The following is a 20,495-nucleotide window of genomic DNA, read 5'->3' as shown; positions in this document are numbered from 1 at the left end:
TTATACCTTCGCCACGAGTGGGCGACCCAGCAGGCCTTGAGGACGGAAAATCAGGATCAGCACCAACAGGCCGAAACTGAACACGTCTTTGTAATCGGAGTTGATCAGGCCGGAGAACTGCGACTCGGCAACCCCCAGGATCAAGCCGCCCAACATGGCACCCGGCAGCGAGCCGATCCCGCCCAGCACTGCGGCAGTGAACGCCTTGATGCCGATGATGAAGCCGGCATAGAAGTCGAACGTGCCGTAATTCATGGTGATCAGCACACCGGCCAGCGCCGCCATGGCAGCACCGATGATGAACACGTAGGAGATGACCCGATCAGTGTTGATGCCCAGAATCGACGCCATCTTGCGGTCCTGCTGCGTGGCGCGGCACATGCGGCCCAGCTTGGTGTATTTGATGATGTAGGTCAGCACGCCCATGCCGACAAAAGCGGCGATGAGAATGAAGATCTTGGTGTAGGTAATCTGCACAAAGCCGCTGCCAATCTCGAAGCGCCACGCACCTTCAAGCAACGTGGGCACGCCCTGCTGGCGAGCGCCCTGACTGATCTGCGCGTAGTTTTGCAGGATCAGGGAAATACCGATGGCGCTGATCAGCGGTGCCAGCCGGGTCGAGTTGCGCAGCGGCTTGTAGGCCACGCGCTCGATGACAAACCCGTATACCCCCGTCACCACGATGGTGAAGACCAGTGTGCCGAGAATCAGGAATGGAAAGGAGTCCAGTCCGAAGAAAGACAGAACCGCCAGACCGATAGCGGCCAGGTAGGCGGAAATCATATAAACGTCGCCGTGGGCGAAGTTGATCATGCCGATGATGCCATAGACCATCGTATAGCCGATGGCGATGAGGCCATAGACAGACCCGAGGGTGAGTCCGTTGACCATTTGTTGCAGGAAGATCCCATCCATCACGCACGCTCACACTGAAAGGCAGCTCAGCACCCTGCCGATCACACCCTCGTGAGGTGCGACCGACAGGTCCGAAAACAATAAAAGAGATGCAGGCTCGCTCATGGGCGAGCCCATCACCGGGTCAGCGTCTGCCGGGCAGAACTGACACGAGGTCTATCTCACTTCTGTTTTTCGAGTTGCTTGTATTTGCCGGCGGCGTCCCACTGGTAAACAACATAGTCGGAAACTTTCAGGTCGCCTTTGGCATCCCAGGCTTTTTCACCCATGACGGTCTTGACCGGGTGCGCTTTAAGCCACTCTGCGGCTTTGTCGCCCTTGTTGGATTTGGCACCATTGAAACCGGCAGCCAGGGCCTGTATCGAAGCGTACGCGTAGAGGGTATAGCCTTCAGGCTCGTAACCAGACTTGCGGAATTGGTCCACGACTGCTTTGCTGTCCGGCAGTACGCGCGGGTCGGCACCGAAGGTCATGTACACGCCGTCTACGTATTGCGCACCACCGGCAGTGGTGACCAGTTCGTCAGTCACGATGCCGTCATCAGACATGAACTTCACGTCCTTGAGGCCCTGCTCGCGCATCTGGCGAACCAGGGGACCGGCTTCCGGATGCAGGCCACCGAAGTACACAACGTCGGCACCGGTCGAACGGATTTTCGTTACCAGCGCACTGAAATCCTTTTCGCCACGGGTCAGACCTTCCTCAAGTACCGGCTTCACGCCACGCGCTACCAGTTGTTTGGCAGTGGCATCAGCAAGCCCTTTACCGTATGTGTCCTTGTCATTGATGACCGCGACTTTCTTGCCCTTGAGCACATCAACGATGTAATCACCGGCGACCACACCTTGCTGATCGTCACGGCCACACATGCGGAACATTTCCTTCAGGCCACGCTCGGTCACCGTCGGATTGGTCGAACCCGGCGTGATGGCAATTACCCCCGCATCGCTGTAAACCTCTGAAGCAGGAATGGTCGATGACGAGCAGAAGTGGCCGACCACCCCGATCACCTTGTCGTTATCGACCAGACGGTTGGCCACCGCCACGGCCTGTTTCGGCTCACAGGCGTCATCGCCTGAGACCAGCACGATTTTTTCCCCGTTCACACCGCCCGCCGCGTTGATCGCGTCGGCCGCAGCCTGCGCACCTTTCATGTACTGCTGCCCAAATGATGCGTTCGCGCCGGTCATCGGACCCGCAACGCCGATTTTCACGTCCGCCTGTGCAAACGAAGACACGCCCAATGCAGTTGCCACTGCGATTGCCAGAAAACCTTTCCTGTAAAACGTATGCGACATGAGTGGTGCTCCTGAGGATATTTTTTTAATTAGCAGTGCGGTTACATGATTGCCCGGATACGCGTTTGCTTAGAGCAAGGCCCGTGCCATCACTTTTTTCTTATTGAAAATGTCATGCGCTTCCAGCCATTCAGTAACACGACTGCTCAAGTCGCAGGCCGTACAACCGCTTGAGACGCCAAAGGTGCAACCATCCCCATAAAAAGGGCAACCCAAGCCAGATCAAATAGCAACCCGACCCAATACCTTTGGACAACCCACCTGTAACAACACGCGTCACCGAATTGCACACGCCCGGTGCGCGAACGCTACGAGACGCACCATTTGAGGCTAGCGGATTCAGCCGCAACTGTCGGAATCAACGCCTTAATCTGAAACACACGTCACGCAACCGCAGTAATAACCTTCCCGCATGCGACCGACAAACGACCTTTAAGCGAGATATCATTCCGATTATTCATAGTGCCCGTGTCTGCACCCTCGCGCCTCGAACAGAGAAACCATCATGCTGAACAAACGTCATCTGCCCTCGATAGCCGCATTGCAATGCTTTGAGGCGGTGACCCGGCACCTGAGCTTCACCCGCGCGGCTGAAGAACTCAACCTGACCCAGAGCGCCGTCAGCAAACAGGTTGCGCAGCTTGAGGAGCTGGTTCAGCACCCGCTGTTTCAGCGCGTCCGCCGCCGTTTGCAGTTGACGCCAGCCGGGGCGCTGTATCTGGCCGAAGTGCGCAAGATCCTGACCCAGATAGAGATGTCCACTCACTTCCTGCGCTCTTACGGCGGAGAAACCGAGGTATTGCGGGTGTCCACGCCCTCGACGTTCGGTGCCCGGTGGCTGGTGCCACGCCTGAAGGGCTGGCGCTTGCGTCATCCGCATATTCACCTGGACCTGATCAACGAACAGGAGTCCGACGACCTGATCAAGGGACGTTGCGACGTGTCGTTCTACTTCGGTCAGGCCGCCATACCGGGCGCGGAAAGCGTGAAGCTGTTTGGCGAAGAACTGGTAGCGGTGTGTTCACCCGAGAGCCTGCCGGTTGAACCCCTCAGCGACCCGACTCAGTTGAGCGAACTGGTCCTGCTACAGAATGCCTTCCGCCCCGAGGCTTGGCACGAATGGTTCGAAAGCCAGGGGTATCACACCGACCATAGCTATCACGGGCCGCGTTTTGAGACGTTCTATATGTGCATCCGCGCAGCCCAGGTTGGCTGCGGCGTTGCGCTGCTGCCACGCTTTCTGGTCGAGGAGGAACTGGCCGAGGGCAAACTGGTGATTACCTGGGATTACGCATTGCCCAGCACTAACAGTGCGTACTACCTGTCCTATCCGGAACACACTGCCGACGTGCCCAAAATCCGGGTTTTTCTGCAGTGGATGCTGGAACAGTTGGATCAACCGGCCCGTTAAGGGCGACAATGCCCACCCATCCGGCCGTGAGCTTTCCGTGGTGACAGACAGGAAGTCGCGGGTCCGACATTATCCGGCTGCTCTGGAGAGCCCGATTCAATGAGCGAGAGCGCCTTTTCAAATCGTATCGTGCAAAGCCTGCTCGACACCGATTTCTACAAGCTGACCATGATGCAGGCAGTGCTGCACAACTACCCTAACGTGGATGTTGAATGGGAGTTTCGTTGCCGCAACGGGGAGGATCTTCGCCCCTACCTGGACGAGATCAGACACCAGATCGAGTTGCTGTGCGAGCTGTCCCTGAGCCCGGAACACCTGGCTTTTCTGGAGCGCATCACGTTCATAAAACCGGACTTTCTGAGGTTTCTGGGACTGTTCCGCTTTAACACCCGCTATGTGAAAACCAGCATCGAAAACGATGAGCTGTGCATTCGCCTGCACGGCCCCTGGCTGCACGTCATTCTGTTCGAAGTGCCACTGCTGGCGATCGTCAGTGAGGTGCGTAACCGGCACCGCTATCCTGACACCCTGCTCAGTCAGGCGCGGGATCGTCTGTATGACAAGTTCGAATGGCTGACCACTCATGCCACAGCCGATGAACTGGCCGAGCTGAAAGTGGCGGACTTTGGCACGCGCAGGCGTTTTTCCTATCGCGTGCAGGAAGAAATGCTTGGCGTCCTGAAAAACGATTTCCCAGGCCAGTTTGTCGGCACCAGCAACGTTCATCTGGCGCGTCAGCTTGACCTGAAACCACTGGGCACAATGGCTCATGAATGGATCATGGCCCACCAGCAACTGGGACCGCGCCTGATCGACAGCCAGATCGCCGCGCTTGATTGCTGGGTTCGCGAGTACCGTGGTCTGCTGGGTATCGCGCTGACAGACTGCATCACCACTGACGCATTCCTGAATGACTTCGATCTGTACTTCGCCAAACTGTTCGACGGTTTGCGCCATGATTCGGGCGACCCGGTGAAGTGGGCCGAAAAATGCATCTCGCATTACCAGAAGCTCGGTATCGACCCGATGAGCAAGACGCTGGTGTTTTCCGACGGGCTGAACCTGCCCAAGGCACTCGACATCTTCCGGGCGTTGCGCGGACGCATCAATGTCAGCTTCGGGATCGGCACCAACCTGACCGCCGACATACCCGGCATCGCGCCCATGAACATGGTGCTGAAAATGACCGCATGCGCCGGTCAGGCTGTGGCAAAGATTTCCGACGAGCCCGGCAAGACGCAGTGCAAGGACCCGAACTTTGTCGCCTACCTGCGACATGTGTTCAAGGTGCCGGATTTGCCGAGCCCTGAAAAACCAGCTTGAATTGTCCTATTTACGAGGAGTGAATCATGCACGCCGTACAGCGCCAGATTGCTGAACAGCTCAAGGTCCAGCCACCTTTCGCGGACCAGAACGCGCTACAGGCCGAAGTCGCCCGCCGCGTCAGTTTCATCAAGGAATGCCTGCAGAACGCACGGCTCAAGACCCTGGTGCTCGGCATCAGCGGCGGGGTCGACTCACTGACGGCCGGCTTGCTCGCTCAGCGTGCGGTGAAGGAATTGCGCGCGAGCACAGGCGATAACAGCTACCGTTTTATCGCCGTGCGCCTGCCCTATGTCGTACAGGCCGATGAGCACGAGGCCCAGGCTTCGGTCGACTTCATCGAGCCGGACGAGCGCCATACCATCAACATCGGTAGCAGCGTCAAGGCGCTGGCTGCCGAGGTGAAGGCGTTCGATGGGCTGCCGGCCAGCTCGGTGGATTTCGTTCTCGGCAACACCAAGGCGCGCATGCGCATGGTCGCGCAGTACACCGTCGCCGGCGCTTATCAGGGGCTGGTGATCGGTACTGACCACGCGGCCGAAGCGGTGATGGGCTTCTTCACCAAGTTCGGCGACGGCGCATGCGATCTGGCACCGTTGAGCGGTCTGGTGAAAAACCAGGTACGCGCCATCGCCCGGCATTTCGGCGCACCGGAATCACTGGTCGAGAAAGTACCGACGGCGGACCTGGAAGACCTGTCCCCCGGCAAACCGGACGAAGCCTCGCACGGCGTGACCTACGCCGAGATCGACGCTTTCCTGCACGGTGAACCGGTGCGTGAGGAAGCCTTCAAGATCATCTGCGAAACCTACGCCAAGACCCAGCACAAACGCGAGCTGCCGTACGCGCCGTGAGTGGGTGCGTGCGGAACGAGAGAGCAGCAACACCATCGTGCCCATGCTCCGCGTGGGTACGCCTTTCTGGACGCTCTGCGTCCGTTCCTGAATGTGCGGCGCGGCACAGTTCTGTGACGCAGAGCGTCACCCACGGCATTCCCACGCTGGAGCGTGCGGAACGATAATCTCAACTATCGTGCGACGCTCTGCGTCTGGTCTTGCGTTTGCGGCGCGGCGCGGCGCATATCTGCGACGCGGAGCGTCAACCAAGGCATCCCCAAGCTGGAGCGTGCGGAACGATAATCTCAACTATCGTGCGACGCTCTGCGTCGGCATGCCGTTCTGGACGCTCTGCGTCCTCGTTCGGGGGCGTGTCGTTACTTCAGGGTCACAGCGCCTTTCATCATGCTGATGTGCCCGGGGAATGTGCAGAAGAACTGGTATTCCTGTGCCGGGTCCAGCTTCGATACATCAAAGGTCACCGAGTCTTTTTCACCAGCGCCGATGACTTTGGTGTGGGCGATGATACGGCTGTCGTCGGGCTTCAGATAATCCTTGTCGATGCCTACAGCCATGCCGTCGGTAACGATTGCCTGGGTATCGGACTTCTTGCTCAGCACCCAGTTATGGCCCATGACATTCTTCGGCAGGCTGCCGGAGTGCGTCAGGTTGACGGTGAATTCCTTGCAGCTCTTGTCGATCTCAATGGCTTTGGTGTCGTACATCATTTGATCGGTCGAATCGACTGTGGCCGAACACTCGGCAGCCAGCAACTGGCTACTGGCCAACGACAACAGCGAAATCGCTACAAGCTTGCGAATCATTTGAATCTCCAGGGCAGGACTTGATTAACGTGATAACTGACGTAAGAAGAGAGTGCCCGATCAGGGCCGGGGTTCCAAGGACGTGCGTCAAATGGTCCCTCGGGCGCTCGCGACGGAGCGCCCCACTGAATAACGATTCACGGGAGCAGGTAATTAGGCGCTGACCGGCATTACCGTCACCCGGACATCGGGATCATGCGTGCCACCGCCCAGAATCACGCCGCGCAAAGGCGATACGTCGGAGAAATCACGCCCCCAGGCCAGGCTGATGTGCTCCAGCGCAGGTTGCACATTGTTGGTGGGATCGAAGTCAACCCAGCCAGAGGCCGGACAGAACACCGATACCCAGGCATGCGAGGCATCGGCACCGATCAAGCGGGGCTGGCCCGGTGGTGGCTGGGTCAGCAGATAGCCACTTACGTAGCGCGCTGCCAGACCTCGAGAGCGCAGGCACGCCAGCATCAAGTGGGCGAAGTCCTGACACACCCCCCGTCGCCGCTCCAGCACTTCCACCAGGGGCGTGGCGACCTGAGTCGCCTCTTCATCGAAGGTGAATTCCTCGAAAATCTTTTCCATCAGGGCCTGTACGCACAGCAACAACGGGCGGCCCGGCGGGAAACAGACCTGCGAGAATTCGACGAACGAACGCTTCAGGTGAACATAGGGGGATTCGAAGCGATAGCGGCAGGCCTCCAGAATATCAGCAGTCATCGGCTTGGCGCTGTAAGTCAGCGCACTGCGGGTCACTTCCCATTCCGGCGACAGATTGAAGTCCAGAAACGGCTTCTCCATGACCTCGATACGCAACCGCGCATTGACTTGCAACTCGTCGTGCGGACGCTCGAACGCCAGTCGGGTCAGCGGGTTGCCGAACACATCCAGCTCGTCACGGCGCGTGGTAGGCTCCGGGAAAATCTCGAGAGCCTGCTCGGTGCAACGCTGCCACGGGCTGCTGCGCGGCCAGAGATGCGCCAGTTGCTGAGCCAGCGAAACCGGGCTGTCGTACTTGTAATGCGTGTCATGAAAAATCTGGTAGAAGGCGCTCATCAGACAGATACCGTGCGTTGGCTGACGTCATCGACGTGGGCAAAATGGCGCAGCGCTAGGCGGTCGGAGGCCTGCCCACTGCTGTCACCAATGCTCTGCAGCAGATCGGCCAGCCCGTCGAGAACAGCGTCGATGCTGCTCTGACCGAACAGCGGGTTCTCCAGACTGCCAAGGTCAAATGCGGCGAGACGCTGAACCAGCACCGCCAGGCTGCTGTCACGCGGCGCATCAAACTCGTCGTTCAGGCGGCGCAGCGAGCGTTGCACCAGCTTGAGCTGAAACAGCACCGCATGCGGGTTCTGCTCATCAAGCAGCAACAGGTCCAGCACCGGAATCAGGTGCGGCACGGCCATGTACCGCGAACGATAAGTGATGCTGCTGTTGCCCAGTTCCAGCAACCATTCCAGCCCGGCTTTCTCCGAGACTGCCGAGCCGCGCAAAAACGCCGCCAGACTGGTGCTGAGAAACTTCAGGCGCTCGATACGTCGCCCGATCATCAAAAAGCTCCAGCCTTCGTCGCGGGTCATGTCGTCCAGCGCAAAACCGGAAAGCGCTGCCAGAGACATCACCAGACGGTTGAGAAAATCCAGCAGCTCGCCAAAATCCGGCTCTTCGGTTTCCAGGCTTGAGGCTTCGCGCTGCAATTCCACCAGCGCCTGCCAGTTTTCCCGTGAGAGCTTGCCGCGCACTTGTGAAGCGGCCCACTGCAAACGCTGCAAATTGGCGCGCAGGCTGAACGGCCACTCGTCGCCCAGCAGAGCAACCAGCAGGCGATCCTTCAACTCTTCGCCCTCCTCGGCTTCGGGCAGCATGCCCAGGCTCTCGGCCAGAGCGACGGCCACCTGCAACGCGAGGGGATCGTCGTCATCGACATAGCGCGTCAACATGATGCGCAGCAGACGAGCACTGTCGTCGCAACGTTCACAATAACGCCCGAACCAGAACAGGTTCTCCACCACCCGCGACGGCAGGTAAGGGTCACGGCGAATCAGGTCATAGACACCCAGCGTGCGCTGCCCCTTCCAGGGCTCGCCAAGGTGCGAGCGTTCGCCCAGCACCCAGGTGTCCTTGCTCGCACCGCCGCGCTGCATCGACACCACGTCGGCATCGGCTTCGGCGGCCACTCGGGTCAGGCCGCCCGGTAGCACACGATAGCCGTCGAGGCTGGCCACTGCGTAGACACGCATGCCGATGGCGCGCGGCTGCAAACCGGTGCCATCAGCCTGCAGCAACGGCGCATGAGACAACTGCGCCAGCTCCTGAGCAACGTAGGCATAGGGGCGCGACTGCATGCGCAGGGCAAGCGCGTTGCGCTGCTCCTCATTCAAATCGCGACCGAACACCGGGGCGAAGTGCTGCGAAGGAAATGCAGGTTTGATCAACAGATCAGGCAGTTTCTCCAGCGCTTGCGCCAGCACGGGCGGCTCTCCGCACCACCAGGTTGCAACCGATGGCAGGATCAGATCTTCGCCAAACAGGTACTGACTGATTTTCGGCAAAAAGCCGAGCAGGCCCGGAGACTCCAGCACACCACTGCCCAATGCGTTGGCGACCAGCACATTGCCCTGACGCACAGCCTCCAGCAGCCCCGGCACACCGAGCGCGGAATCGGTACGTAATTCCAGAGGATCGCAGAAGTCGTCGTCCAGACGGCGCATGATCGCGTGAACCCGACGCAAGCCGCTGAGGGTTTTCAGGTAAACAGTGGCATCGCGTACGGTCAGATCGCCGCCCTCGACCAGCGGATAACCCAACTGCCGCGCTAAATACAAATGCTCGAAGTAACTTTCGTTGAAACGCCCCGGCGTCAGCAGCACCACCAGAGGCGCCTCGCTGCTGGTCGGTGCCTGCCGGGCAAGCGTCTGTTGCAATGCGTCGAAGAAACCCGAGAGGTGCCGGACTTGCAGGTCACGATAGGTTTCCGGCAAGGCACGCGCGACGCTCTGGCGATTTTCCAGCGCATAACCGGCACCCGAAGGCGCCTGGGTGCGGTCGGCAGTCACCCACCAGCGCCCGTCCGGGGTGCGTGCCAGATCGACCGCGTACATATGCAGGAACGTGCCTTCGGGAGGTTTTACGCCCTGACACGGCCACAGAAAGTTGTTATGGCCAAATACCAGTTCAGCGGGCAGCAAGCCATTGGCAATCAGCGTCTGCGGGCCGTAAAGGTCCGCAAGCACTGCGTTGAGCAGCCGTGCACGCTGGGCAATCCCTGCCGCCACGTGCTGCCACTCATCGGCCGCAATGATGTGCGGCAACAGGTCCAGCTCCCATGGGCGGTCCGCGCCTTTGGGGTCGGCGTAAACGTTATAGGTGACACCGTTTTCCTGGATCTGCCGGGTCAGCAAGGCTTGGCGCTGGATCAGCTGCGCCGAGGTGCTGCGCTGCATGTGTTCGTACAGACGACGCCAGTGCGGGCGGACGGCACCGTCGGCATCGAGCATTTCGTGGTAAGTACCCTCGGACAGCGGGTAATGGTCAAGCAGGTCGGGCATGGAAGGCTCGGCAGGCAACGTAAGGACTTCAGATTAGTGCAGTCAGATGTCACGTCCGTGTGCATCTGACGCACAGAGCCACTGTTTTTCTAATGCAGACGCATATCCAGCGTCATCGGCAGCTCGTCGTTAATGTTGAGCGACGGAACGTCCAGTTTGCCCGGGGTGTGACCGATGCGGAAGAAACGTGACAGGCGACGGCTTTCCGCTTCGTTGGCGTTGACCGGCAAGGTTTCATAGTTGCGGCCGCCCGGGTGGGCGACATGATACGCGCAGCCGCCCAGCGAGCGGTGCATCCAGGTGTCGACCAGATCAAAAACCAGTGGCGCATGGACGCCGATGGTCGGTTGCAGGCAGTTGGCCGGCTGCCAGGCGCGATAACGCACACCCGCGACGAACTCGCCAGCCCGTCCGGTGGACTGCAAAGGCACCGCGACACCGTTGCAGGTCAATACGTAGCGCTGCGGTGGCAGCCCGCTGAGATGCACCTGCAAGCGCTCCAGCGACGAATCGACGTAGCGCACCGCGCCACCGGCCGAGCCCTCTTCACCCAGAACGTGCCAAGGCTCCAGCGCCTGCCGCAGCTCCAGCTCGATGCCGTTGACGGCGTAATCACCCACTTTCGGAAAGCGGAATTCCAAATGCGCAGAGAACCAGTCGGCCTGCACCGGGTAGCCTGCCGCGTTGAGGTCGGCGACCACATCGGCGAAATCCTGCTCGATGAAGTGCGGCAACATGAAGCGATCATGCAGTTGCGTGCCCCAGCGTGCCAGCTTGGCCGGCGCATAGGGTTCACGCCAGAAACGCGCCACCAGCGCCCGTAGCAGCAACTGCTGCGCCAGGCTCATGCGCGCATGCGGCGGCATCTCGAAGGCACGCAGCTCCAGCAGGCCAAGACGCCCGGTTGCACCATCGGGCGAGTACAGCTTGTCGATGCAGAATTCGGCGCGATGGGTGTTGCCGGTGACGTCGATCAACAGGTTGCGCAGCAGACGATCGACGATCCACGGCGCGACTTCTTCACCCGGCTCCGGCATCTGTGCGAAGGCGATTCCCATTTCATAAAGCGAGTCGTTGCGCGCCTCATCGATACGTGGTGCCTGGGACGTCGGGCCGATGAACAGACCGGAAAATAGGTACGACAGCGAAGGATGGTTGTGCCAATAGCTGATCAGGCTGCGCAGCAGGTCTGGGCGACGCAGAAACGGCGAGTCCGCCGGTGTCGCGCCACCCAGCACGAAGTGGTTGCCGCCGCCAGTGCCGGTGTGACGCCCGTTGATCATGAATTTCTCTGTGGTCAGGCGTGTGAGACGCGCCTGCTCGTAAAGAAACTCGGTGCGCTCGACCAACTCGTCCCAACTGGCGGACGGCTGCACGTTGACCTCGATCACACCAGGGTCCGGGGTAATGCGGAAGTTGCACAGCCGCGGATCGCTCGGCGGCTCGTAGCCTTCCAGCAGAATCGGGCATTGCAGTTCTTCAGCAATCGCTTCGATCACGGCCACCAGCTCAAGGTATTCCTCAAGCTTTTGCAGTGGCGGCATAAACAGATACAGACGCCCGTCGCGCGCTTCGGCGCACAGCGCCGTACGGGTCAGCCAGTCGGCCGACTCATCGATTTTCGGCGAGCGTTCGGCGTCGATATCTGTGGACTTGAGCGCCGAGGTCAGCGAGTCGCTGTCGGCAAGCTCCGGGAAGTCCTGGTTATGATCGGTCGGATGAATGAACGGGTACTCCGCCGCCTTGACCCAGGGTTGCGAGGCCAATGGCAGGCGATAGCCCAGCGCGGAATCACCCGGCACCAGACGGCAGTGTTCGTCACGCAAGTACCAGCGGCCACTCTGCCAGCTATCGCCGCCTGCATTACGGGCCAACGGCAGGACCTGACCAATCATCTTGTCCAGCCCCTGAGCGAAGACCTTGCGCAGACGCGCGCGCTCCAGCTCATCACCCAGCCGCGAGTCTTCGGCAGTCACGTTGACTGGCAATGCGCCTTCGCGCCACAGGTAGTAGAAATTGTCTTCGTAAGCCGGAAAAACGAAACGGGCCGGTAGTTTCAGACGCTCGGCAACGCTGGCCAGAAAGCGCCCGGCCAGCTCGCCGGTAGCGCCGTAATCCTGGGTTTCATCGGCTATCAGCGCATTGTTGCGCCAGACCGGTTTGCCATCCTTGCGCCAGAAACAGTTCAGTGACCAGCGTGGCAACTGTTCGCCCGGATACCATTTGCCCTGGCCAAAATGCACGATCCCCAGTGGCGCGTAATGCGCGCGCATGCGCTGAAACAGCTCGGCAGACAGCTCGCGCTTGCGAGGCCCCAGCGCAGCCGTGTTCCATTCGGCACCGTCGCGATCATCGAGGGACACGAACGTCGGTTCGCCGCCCATGGTCAGGCGCACGTCGTCACGCGTCAGGTCCGCGTCGATCTGTCGGCCGAGGGACTGAATGTCCTGCCATTGCTCTTCGGTGTACGGCTTGGTGACCCGCGGGGCCTCCCAGATGCGCTCGACCGACATTTCGTGGCTGAAATCGGTTTCGCACGGCTCGACCAGACCGCTGATCGGCGCTGCGGAAGACGGTTCCGGGCTGCACGCCAGCGGAATATGCCCTTCGCCTGCAAAGAGGCCGGAAGTAGCATCCAGACCGACCCAGCCAGCACCCGGCAGATAGACCTCGCACCAGGCATGCAGGTCGGTGAAGTCGACATCAGTGCCCGACGGCCCGTCCAGCGCCTCGACATCGGCCTTGAGCTGAATGAGATAGCCCGATACAAATCGCGCCGCCATACCCAGATGGCGCAACAGCTGCACCAGCAGCCACGCGGAGTCACGGCAAGAACCTGAAGCGTTTTCCAGAGTGAATTCCGGGGTCTGCACACCCGGCTCCATACGGATCAGGTAAGCGACATCCTGACTCAGGCGCTGGTTGAGACCCACCAGAAAGTCGATGGCGGGTATCGGCTCGCGACTGATGCTGTCCAGATACGCCTGAAATCTTGGGGTCAGCGGCAGTTTTTCCAGGTACGGCGCCAGCTCGCGCTGTTCTTCGCTGGCATAGTTGAAAGGGATGTTTTCGGCGTAAGGTTCCAGAAAGAAGTCGAACGGATTGAACACCGCCATCTCGGCGACCAGATCGACCTCGACGCGAAATTCCCTCGTCTTTTCCGGGAAGACCAGACGCGCCAGGTAATTACCTTGAGGATCCTGCTGCCAGTTGATGAAGTGGTTTTCGGGCAGGACTTTCAGCGAATACGACAGTACGCGCGTGCGGCTGTGAGCGGCCGGGCGCAGGCGAACGATCTGAGGACCCAGTTCGACCGCGCGTTCGTAGCGATAGTGCGTGACATGGTGCAAGGCAATATGAATCGACACGGCGTGCCTCCTGCGAGCCTGAACGGTAATTGGGCCGCGCAAGACTTATGCCATCCGGTCAAAGTCGTGCGCCAACGAGAGTGACATTCCCCGCCCGATCAGGCACAGCACCAAAATTGTGCTCGCCTGAACTGAAGGTGCAAGGGTCGCACGGAAACGGGGCGCACAGGGCAATAAGGTTGGACCCGCACGCAATATTTACTTAGTGCCACAGACAGATTGATGCCTGATTACATCGTTCTCCAATGATTAACCATTATCGGAGCACTTGTAATGACACAGCTAAATCCCGCGCAACAACCGCTTTCAGAACCGACCCCGGCTGTCGACGCTCACATCGACCTCATGGATCCGGCCGAAAGTGCTGACTACGAGACGACACGAAAAGCATTGCTTGCGGTAATGCAGAGCAGCAATGCCCCTATCAGCCTTGAAGACATTCGAATCAAGCCAGATCCAGCGTCCGGATTCGGCGAATACTGCGCTGAGAAAGCGGCTCTGCCTGCACCGCTCCAAGCCGAAAAGCAGGAGTTGCCGTTTCAGATAGACAGCGATGGCAGCGTCAGCCTGGCATTGATGCTGAGCTACAACTACGGGTTGTCGCTTCCACCATCGCCTGACAAAACGGCAATCAAAACCCTGCTCAATACGCTGGCAGAACTTCGCGCCAGTCAGGAATTGGGGCTTATTGATCAGTTCGACATCAAGGCAATACTGACACCGAAAAATCTGCAGGACCTGAAACGAGCCCGCACCGAGTACTTGGGCAACGAAGGTGGCACGCTGCTAAGCAAGCTGGGTGCTGAAATCATTGCCTCCTGTCCACTGGCAGATGTGCAGGACTCCCCAGTGGCGGTTATGGCCCAGGTTCTCAGATCCGGACCGGCAAGGGCATTGGGACAAACGCTGCTGGCACAACTTGATCGACCTGAGGGAGAAACGTCCGCGTCCCTGATGACACTCATGGACCGGATTTTATGGCATGCCATCAGCAGCGATCTTCAGCAACCTGAGGATCGAAAGCCTGGAGAAATTGCCGGCTACACATTCTCCAGAACAGAAAACCTGGGGCGTAGCCACGCTGACATCCTGAACGATATGCACAGCCACCTGATCAACACGGGCAAGGCGGCGTCGATCAACGAAGCAATACTCGCACGCTTCGTACTGGCACTGGAGAACTGCCCTGAATGGCTGGTCAACGGTGTTCCCGACGATCTGCCATATGGTTGTACTGAAGTGTGGGTCAATTTTCAGCATGGGGTCACCCTTGCGGAAGCCATCGAGTTTGGTTCTTCACGCTGGATGAGCTTTGACGACCTGATCGAACTGCCAGTGATCTTCAACAAAAAGATGGACACCGAAGAACAGCAGGCAGCCTATCTTACAACCCGCCTGCCCATCCTTCTGGCATGGGCGCAGGCCAACGGTTATATCCGTATTCAGGGCAACCTGCCTTATTCCGAACAAGAGATAGCACAGGCAGTCAGCGCGTTCGAAGAATCCGAAACCGAATCACTTGAAGCTGTGAATGCACTGGTTCGCACAGCGCCAGAACGCAAGGCGATGGCCATCGTCACCATGACAGAAGCGCGAAGGACGCCTGCAATTCAACAGATACTTGAGCAGGAAGATTATCCATTCCCGCCCATTGATCTACGCCCCAGGCTGGCGGTGCTACGGAAAAGCCATACGCCTGTCTATCGCGATCATAAAGGCACCCTCTCAGCATCCAATCTGCCCTATAACGCTTACGGCATAAAACACGATTCGTCGTCGTTGCTGGAGGTCTACATGGCCGGTGAAAACATTGATGACTGGAGACTGCCGGGGCGCGACAGCACGGAAGGCCTACTTCCCATAAACCGTGAAATGCAGTTGCTGTACAAGGCGCTGCCAGACATCAATCAACAATTCGAGCATGAGTTTCAGGCTTATCTGGCTGATGCCCGCAAGGCTTACGCGACAATCATTAAAAAATTGCTGACTCAACTGCCTTTCAAGCATCGCCTGGCCATCGAAAATGGTGCCGTATCACTCTACTCGCTCAGACTACCGACCCAAGACCTGATGGCTGTTGCAGAAAGCGAGAAGCATCGAGAACCACTGCGAGGCCTCGCCGGTTTTATCATTGAGGCTGTCTACGAAGGCAAAACAAGGTTCTACGAAGTTTTCCCGCTGTTGATGAGGGTGCGTTATCGCCCTGATCTGAAGGCGCTTATCGAGAATGGTGTACCCGGGATCGAGTTCTGGACGATTACATCCACAATCCCGACGCCGGTGATTGTCAATAAGGGAAGAACATTGCCGTTTGATCAAAACGCCTACCTGCGCGGCGATGAACCGCGTGATGGCGCGACCGCCACCATGATTGCAGAAATTGTTGGCGAGCCATTCGGCCCGTCGAACACTGAGACAGCCCTGCATATGCCCATAACCACGTTTTCAAAACGCTGTACCGGCATTGCCAGTATTGTCTGCAGCCAGTTGTTCTACGTTAATGAGGATGACCTTTATGCACAATGCAAAGGCATTACCAAAATAGAAAAGGACAAAAGCGCGCCCGGGGCTATCGAAGAAATAACCAATATCCTGATATCTCTGACGCCCTGGCCCGAATTCAAAAGTCTCCTGTCCGGAGAGAAAAACCGCATGAGGGCAGGAGCACTAGGGCTGTCGGTCTACATGATTCCGTACGGTGGCTTTGCCGGAAAGCTGCTTGCAGGTACTGCAAAGGTCGCCACGCGTTTAGGCAAAAAGCTGATAGCCCGAGTTGGCAAAGTTCATGTTTCGAAATTGCTCATGAAAACGCGCATTACACTCAGAGGTACCACCTCGATCAATATCAGGCCAGCCCCTGACGTGACGGGGAAAGTATTGACTGGCGTCTCGCAATTCGTCGTGAAGCACGTCACCTGGAAGTTTTTGGCGATAAACGTAGGCAAGGGTTACAGTCGCAGACTGATCGCCAGTATGGGCACGCAGGAGCCTCAAGCTGAAGAGCAAAAGGCTACTTGACCTGAAGAACAGCCGAGCCGCAGGTACAAGCGTACCTGCGGCCCATAGCTATCAGCGAGGCACTACAGGCTTGCGGGCTGGCTTACCGCCTTTGCCCTTGCCACCCTTGGCTGCATCCATGCGCTCCTTGGCGGCCTGCTTGTTGCGCGCCATTGCGGCGGCCTTGGCCTCTTCGCGTTTGTCCCACGGCTTGCTGCCATCGCTGCCACGCGGTGGCAGGCCAGTATGCTGGGTCTGGATCAGCGTAGTCTTCGCGTTCTTGGCAACCTTGTGGCTGCCGGCTGGCGTCGAGTTCTTGCGGCGCGCACTTTGATAGCTGTCGGTCGCCGGCTGATGCAACGGGATCAGTTGATCCTTGCCAGGCCCGATCAGATCGGCACGGCCCATGCGTTCAAGGGCCTCGCGCAACATCGGCCAGCCTTTAGGGTCGTGATAGCGCAGGAAGGCCTTGTGCAGACGACGCTGCGCTTCACTCTTCACAATCGTGACTGCGTCGCTCTTGTAGGTGACCTTGCGCAAAGGGTTCTTTCCGGAGTGGTACATGGCCGTGGCAGTGGCCATTGGCGACGGGTAGAACGCCTGCACCTGATCCGCGCGGAAGCCATTGCCCTTGAGCCACAGCGCCAGGTTCATCATGTCTTCATCGGTGGTGCCGGGGTGTGCGGCGATGAAGTAAGGAATCAGGTACTGCTCCTTGCCGGCTTCCTTGGTGTACTTCTCGAACATGCGCTTGAACTTGTCGTAGCTGCCAATGCCCGGCTTCATCATCTGGTTGAGCGGACCTTCCTCGGTGTGTTCCGGGGCGATCTTCAGGTAACCACCCACGTGGTGCGTTACCAGCTCTTTGACATACTCCGGCGACTCGACCGCCAGGTCGTAGCGCAGGCCGGAGGCGATCAGGATTTTCTTCACGCCCGGCAGGGCGCGGGCGCTGCGATACAGCTGAATCAGCGATGAGTGATCGGTGTTAAGGTTCGGGCAGATACCAGGGAACACGCAGGACGGCTTGCGGCAGGCCGATTCGATCTCCGGGCTTTTGCAGGCGATGCGGTACATGTTCGCGGTTGGCCCGCCCAGGTCGGAAATCACGCCCGTGAAGCCCGGCACCTTGTCGCGGATCTCTTCGATTTCGCGAATGATCGACTCTTCGGAGCGGTTCTGAATGATCCGCCCTTCGTGCTCGGTGATAGAGCAGAAGGTGCAGCCGCCGAAGCAGCCGCGCATGATATTCACCGAGAAACGGATCATGTCGTACGCAGGGATCTTTTCCTTGCCGTACGCAGGATGCGGGACGCGCGCGTAAGGCATGCCAAACACGTAGTCCATTTCTTCAGTGGTCATCGGAATGGGCGGCGGGTTGAACCAGACGTCGACCTCTCCATGCTTCTGCACCAACGCACGGGCGTTGCCCGGGTTGGTTTCAAGGTGCAGGACGCGGTTGGCGTGGGCATACAGCACGGCGTCGTTGCGGACCTTTTCCACCGATGGCAAGCGGATGACCGTCTTGTCCCGGGTCATACGTGGGCTGGCAAGAATCTGCACCACCTTGGCTTCGTTGGGGTCCTCGACGTTGCCTTTTTCCTGCTCGATGGCGCAGGCCTGCGTGTCCTGGGTGTTGACGTACGGGTTGATGATCTTGTCGACCTTGCCCGGACGGTCAATACGCGTCGAATCGACTTCGTACCAGCCCTGCGGCGTGTCGCGACGAATGAACGCGGTGCCGCGCACATCGGTGATGTCTTCGATCTTGTGGCCGTAGGACAGGCGCTGAGCGACTTCGACAATCGCACGCTCGGCGTTGCCGTACAGCAGGATGTCGGCGCAGGCATCTATCAGGATCGAGTTGCGAACCTTGTCCTGCCAATAGTCATAGTGGGCAATACGACGCAGGGAAGCTTCGATGCCGCCCAGCACGATAGGCACATGCTTGTAAGCTTCCTTGCAGCGCTGGCTGTAGACCAGACTTGCGCGATCCGGACGCTTGCCGGCCATGCCTCCAGGGGTATAAGCGTCATCGGAGCGAATTTTCTTGTCCGCGGTATAGCGGTTGATCATCGAGTCCATGTTGCCTGCAGCGACACCGAAGAACAGGTTCGGCTCGCCGAGCTTCATGAAATCGTCTTTGGACTGCCAGTTTGGCTGCGCAATGATCCCGACCCGAAAGCCCTGGGACTCAAGCAGACGGCCGATGATCGCCATGCCGAAAGACGGGTGATCGACGTACGCATCACCGGTAACGATGATGATGTCGCAGGAATCCCAGCCAAGCAGATCCATCTCTTCCCGGCTCATGGGCAGGAAAGGTGCTGGTCCGAAACATTCGGCCCAGTACTTGGGATAGTCAAATAACGGCTTGGCTGCTTGCATGTTCAGGACCTACGTTTGCACGTTGGAAAAATCGCGGGCGCGGAATATAGCACATTTTTTGATCAAACCCGACGACAGTGGTCGGATTTGATGGGCCTTACCCCGGGTCAATCGTCGTCGAAGTTGTAACTGCCCGGTGCCAGGTTCTCGAAACGCGTGTATTTGCCGATGAATGCGAGGCGCGTGGTGCCGATCGGCCCGTTACGCTGCTTGCCGATGATGATCTCGGCAATGCCTTTATGCTCGGTTTCCGGGTGATACACCTCGTCCCGGTAGACGAACATGATCACGTCGGCATCCTGCTCAATCGCTCCGGATTCCCGAAGGTCGGAGTTGATCGGACGCTTGTTCGGCCGCTGCTCCAGGGAGCGGTTGAGCTGCGACAGGGCAATGACCGGGCAGTTGAATTCCTTGGCCAGCGCTTTCAGCGAGCGCGAAATCTCGGAAATTTCGTTGGTCCGGTTGTCACCGCTCGAGCCGGGAATCTGCATCAACTGCAGGTAGTCGATCATGATCATGGCGATATCGCCGTGCTCACGTACGATCCGCCGGGTACGCGCACGCATTTCGGACGGGCTGATACCGGCAGTGTCATCGATGAACAGCTTGCGATCATTGAGCAGGTTGACCGCAGACGTCAGCCGCGGCCAGTCATCGTCGTCGAGCTGACCCGCGCGCACCTTGGTCTGGTCGATGCGCCCAAGCGACGACAACATACGCATGATCAGCGACTCACCTGGCATCTCCAGCGAGTAGACCAGAACCACCTTGTCACTGCGCAGCACCGCGTTCTCGACAAGGTTCATGGCAAACGTGGTTTTACCCATCGACGGACGTCCGGCAACGATAATCAGGTCGGCGGGCTGCATTCCGCTGGTCTTTTCGTCGAGGTCGGTATACCCGGTGGACAGGCCGGTGATGGCGTTATCACTGTTGAACAGGGTATCGATACGGTCGATGGCCTTGGTCAGCAGGTCGTTGACGCTGACCGGACCGCCCGTCTTGGGGCGCGCTTCGGCGATCTGGAAGATCTGCCGTTCAGCCTCGTCAAGAATTTCTTCGGCGGTACGGCCTTCCGGGTTGAACGCACTGTCGGCAATTTCGGTGCTGATGCCGATCAATTGCCGCAATGTGGCACGGGCCCGTACAATCTGTGCGTAGGCCTTGATGTTGGCGACAGAAGGCGTGTTTTTCGCCAGCTCACTGAGGTAGCCCAGGCCGCCTACTTGCGAGGTCTGTCCTTCCTTGTCCAGCTGTTCAGCCAGGGTGACTACGTCAATCGGGCTGTTCTGGTCGGCCAAACGGGCGATGGCGCGGAATATCAGGCGGTGGTCATGTCGATAGAAATCACCATCGGAAACTTGATCGAGCACCCGCTCCCAGGCGTTGTTATCCAGCATCAAACCACCGAGCACGGCCTGTTCGGCCTCGATGGAATGTGGCGGCACCTTCAGGGCAGCGGTTTGCAGATCGTATTGTTCGGGGGTGGAAATATCGTTCATGGCCACTTCAATTCGAGGTTTGCAGAATGGGGATGGCACAAAGACAAAGGGCACGACCTGTGAACAGGATCGTGCCCGATGTTAATCCTCT

Annotated in this window: 12 protein-coding genes; 4 read left to right on the top strand and 8 right to left on the bottom strand. The window is 58.7% G+C overall.

Annotation, left to right across the window (positions count from 1 at the left end; all coding sequences use genetic code 11):
• Entirely contained in the window at positions 1-915 is a 915-nt protein-coding gene (locus FFH21_RS02860) for a branched-chain amino acid ABC transporter permease (RefSeq protein WP_011167575.1), read from the bottom strand.
• A gap of 161 nt (positions 916-1,076) precedes the next feature.
• Complete coding sequence (locus tag FFH21_RS02855) at positions 1,077-2,213, bottom strand: branched-chain amino acid ABC transporter substrate-binding protein (protein WP_011167574.1); 1,137 nt, start codon at positions 2,211-2,213, stop codon at positions 1,077-1,079.
• A 505-nt stretch (positions 2,214-2,718) separates the two neighbouring features.
• Here FFH21_RS02855 and FFH21_RS02850 point away from each other — a divergent pair.
• The 3 genes from FFH21_RS02850 (at position 2,719) to nadE (ending at position 5,801) form a co-directional block, all read left to right on the top strand.
• Complete coding sequence (locus FFH21_RS02850; RefSeq protein WP_011167573.1) at positions 2,719-3,624, top strand: LysR substrate-binding domain-containing protein; 906 nt, start codon at positions 2,719-2,721, stop codon at positions 3,622-3,624.
• Positions 3,625-3,723: 99 nt separating this feature from the next.
• Entirely contained in the window at positions 3,724-4,947 is a 1,224-nt protein-coding gene (pncB, locus tag FFH21_RS02845) for a nicotinate phosphoribosyltransferase (protein ID WP_002551841.1), read from the top strand.
• Positions 4,948-4,973: 26 nt separating this feature from the next.
• On the top strand, positions 4,974-5,801 hold the full coding sequence (nadE, locus tag FFH21_RS02840) for an ammonia-dependent NAD(+) synthetase (protein ID WP_004654655.1): 828 nt from the start codon (positions 4,974-4,976) through the stop codon (positions 5,799-5,801).
• A 359-nt stretch (positions 5,802-6,160) separates the two neighbouring features.
• Here the strand turns inward: nadE and azu are convergent, their stop codons facing one another.
• From azu to FFH21_RS02815, 4 genes are all read right to left on the bottom strand, one after another.
• Entirely contained in the window at positions 6,161-6,607 is a 447-nt protein-coding gene (azu, locus tag FFH21_RS02830) for an azurin (RefSeq protein WP_011167572.1), read from the bottom strand.
• 153 nt (positions 6,608-6,760) lie between these two features.
• Positions 6,761-7,654 carry a transglutaminase family protein gene (locus FFH21_RS02825; protein ID WP_011167571.1) on the bottom strand — a complete coding sequence of 298 codons (894 nt, stop codon included), beginning with the start codon at positions 7,652-7,654 and terminating at the stop codon, positions 6,761-6,763.
• Positions 7,654-10,149 (bottom strand): circularly permuted type 2 ATP-grasp protein, encoded by a 2,496-nt coding sequence (locus tag FFH21_RS02820; RefSeq protein WP_041924409.1) that lies wholly within the window; start codon positions 10,147-10,149, stop codon positions 7,654-7,656. The genes FFH21_RS02825 and FFH21_RS02820 overlap by 1 nt, the downstream gene beginning before the upstream one ends.
• A gap of 89 nt (positions 10,150-10,238) precedes the next feature.
• Positions 10,239-13,517 carry a DUF2126 domain-containing protein gene (locus tag FFH21_RS02815; protein WP_011167569.1) on the bottom strand — a complete coding sequence of 1,093 codons (3,279 nt, stop codon included), beginning with the start codon at positions 13,515-13,517 and terminating at the stop codon, positions 10,239-10,241.
• Positions 13,518-13,790: 273 nt separating this feature from the next.
• Here FFH21_RS02815 and FFH21_RS02810 point away from each other — a divergent pair, with 273 nt between their 5' ends.
• Positions 13,791-16,535, top strand: coding sequence for a hypothetical protein (locus FFH21_RS02810; protein ID WP_011167568.1), 2,745 nt, complete (start codon positions 13,791-13,793; stop codon positions 16,533-16,535).
• A 51-nt stretch (positions 16,536-16,586) separates the two neighbouring features.
• Here FFH21_RS02810 and FFH21_RS02805 read toward each other — a convergent pair whose 3' ends face one another.
• Together FFH21_RS02805 and dnaB are read right to left on the bottom strand one after the other, a co-directional pair.
• Entirely contained in the window at positions 16,587-18,902 is a 2,316-nt protein-coding gene (locus FFH21_RS02805; RefSeq protein WP_002551833.1) for a YgiQ family radical SAM protein, read from the bottom strand.
• Between the two features lie 107 nt (positions 18,903-19,009).
• A complete protein-coding gene (gene dnaB, locus FFH21_RS02800; RefSeq protein ID WP_002551832.1) occupies positions 19,010-20,404 on the bottom strand; it encodes a replicative DNA helicase in 1,395 nt (464 codons plus the stop codon).
• Positions 20,405-20,495 lie beyond the last annotated feature (91 nt).

The sequence above is a fragment of the Pseudomonas sp. KBS0707 genome, from assembly GCF_005937945.2.
GTDB lineage: Bacteria > Pseudomonadota > Gammaproteobacteria > Pseudomonadales > Pseudomonadaceae > Aquipseudomonas > Aquipseudomonas amygdali.
The sequence above is the reverse complement of the archived record's forward strand: the minus strand, read 5'-3'. Positions and strand labels throughout refer to the sequence as shown.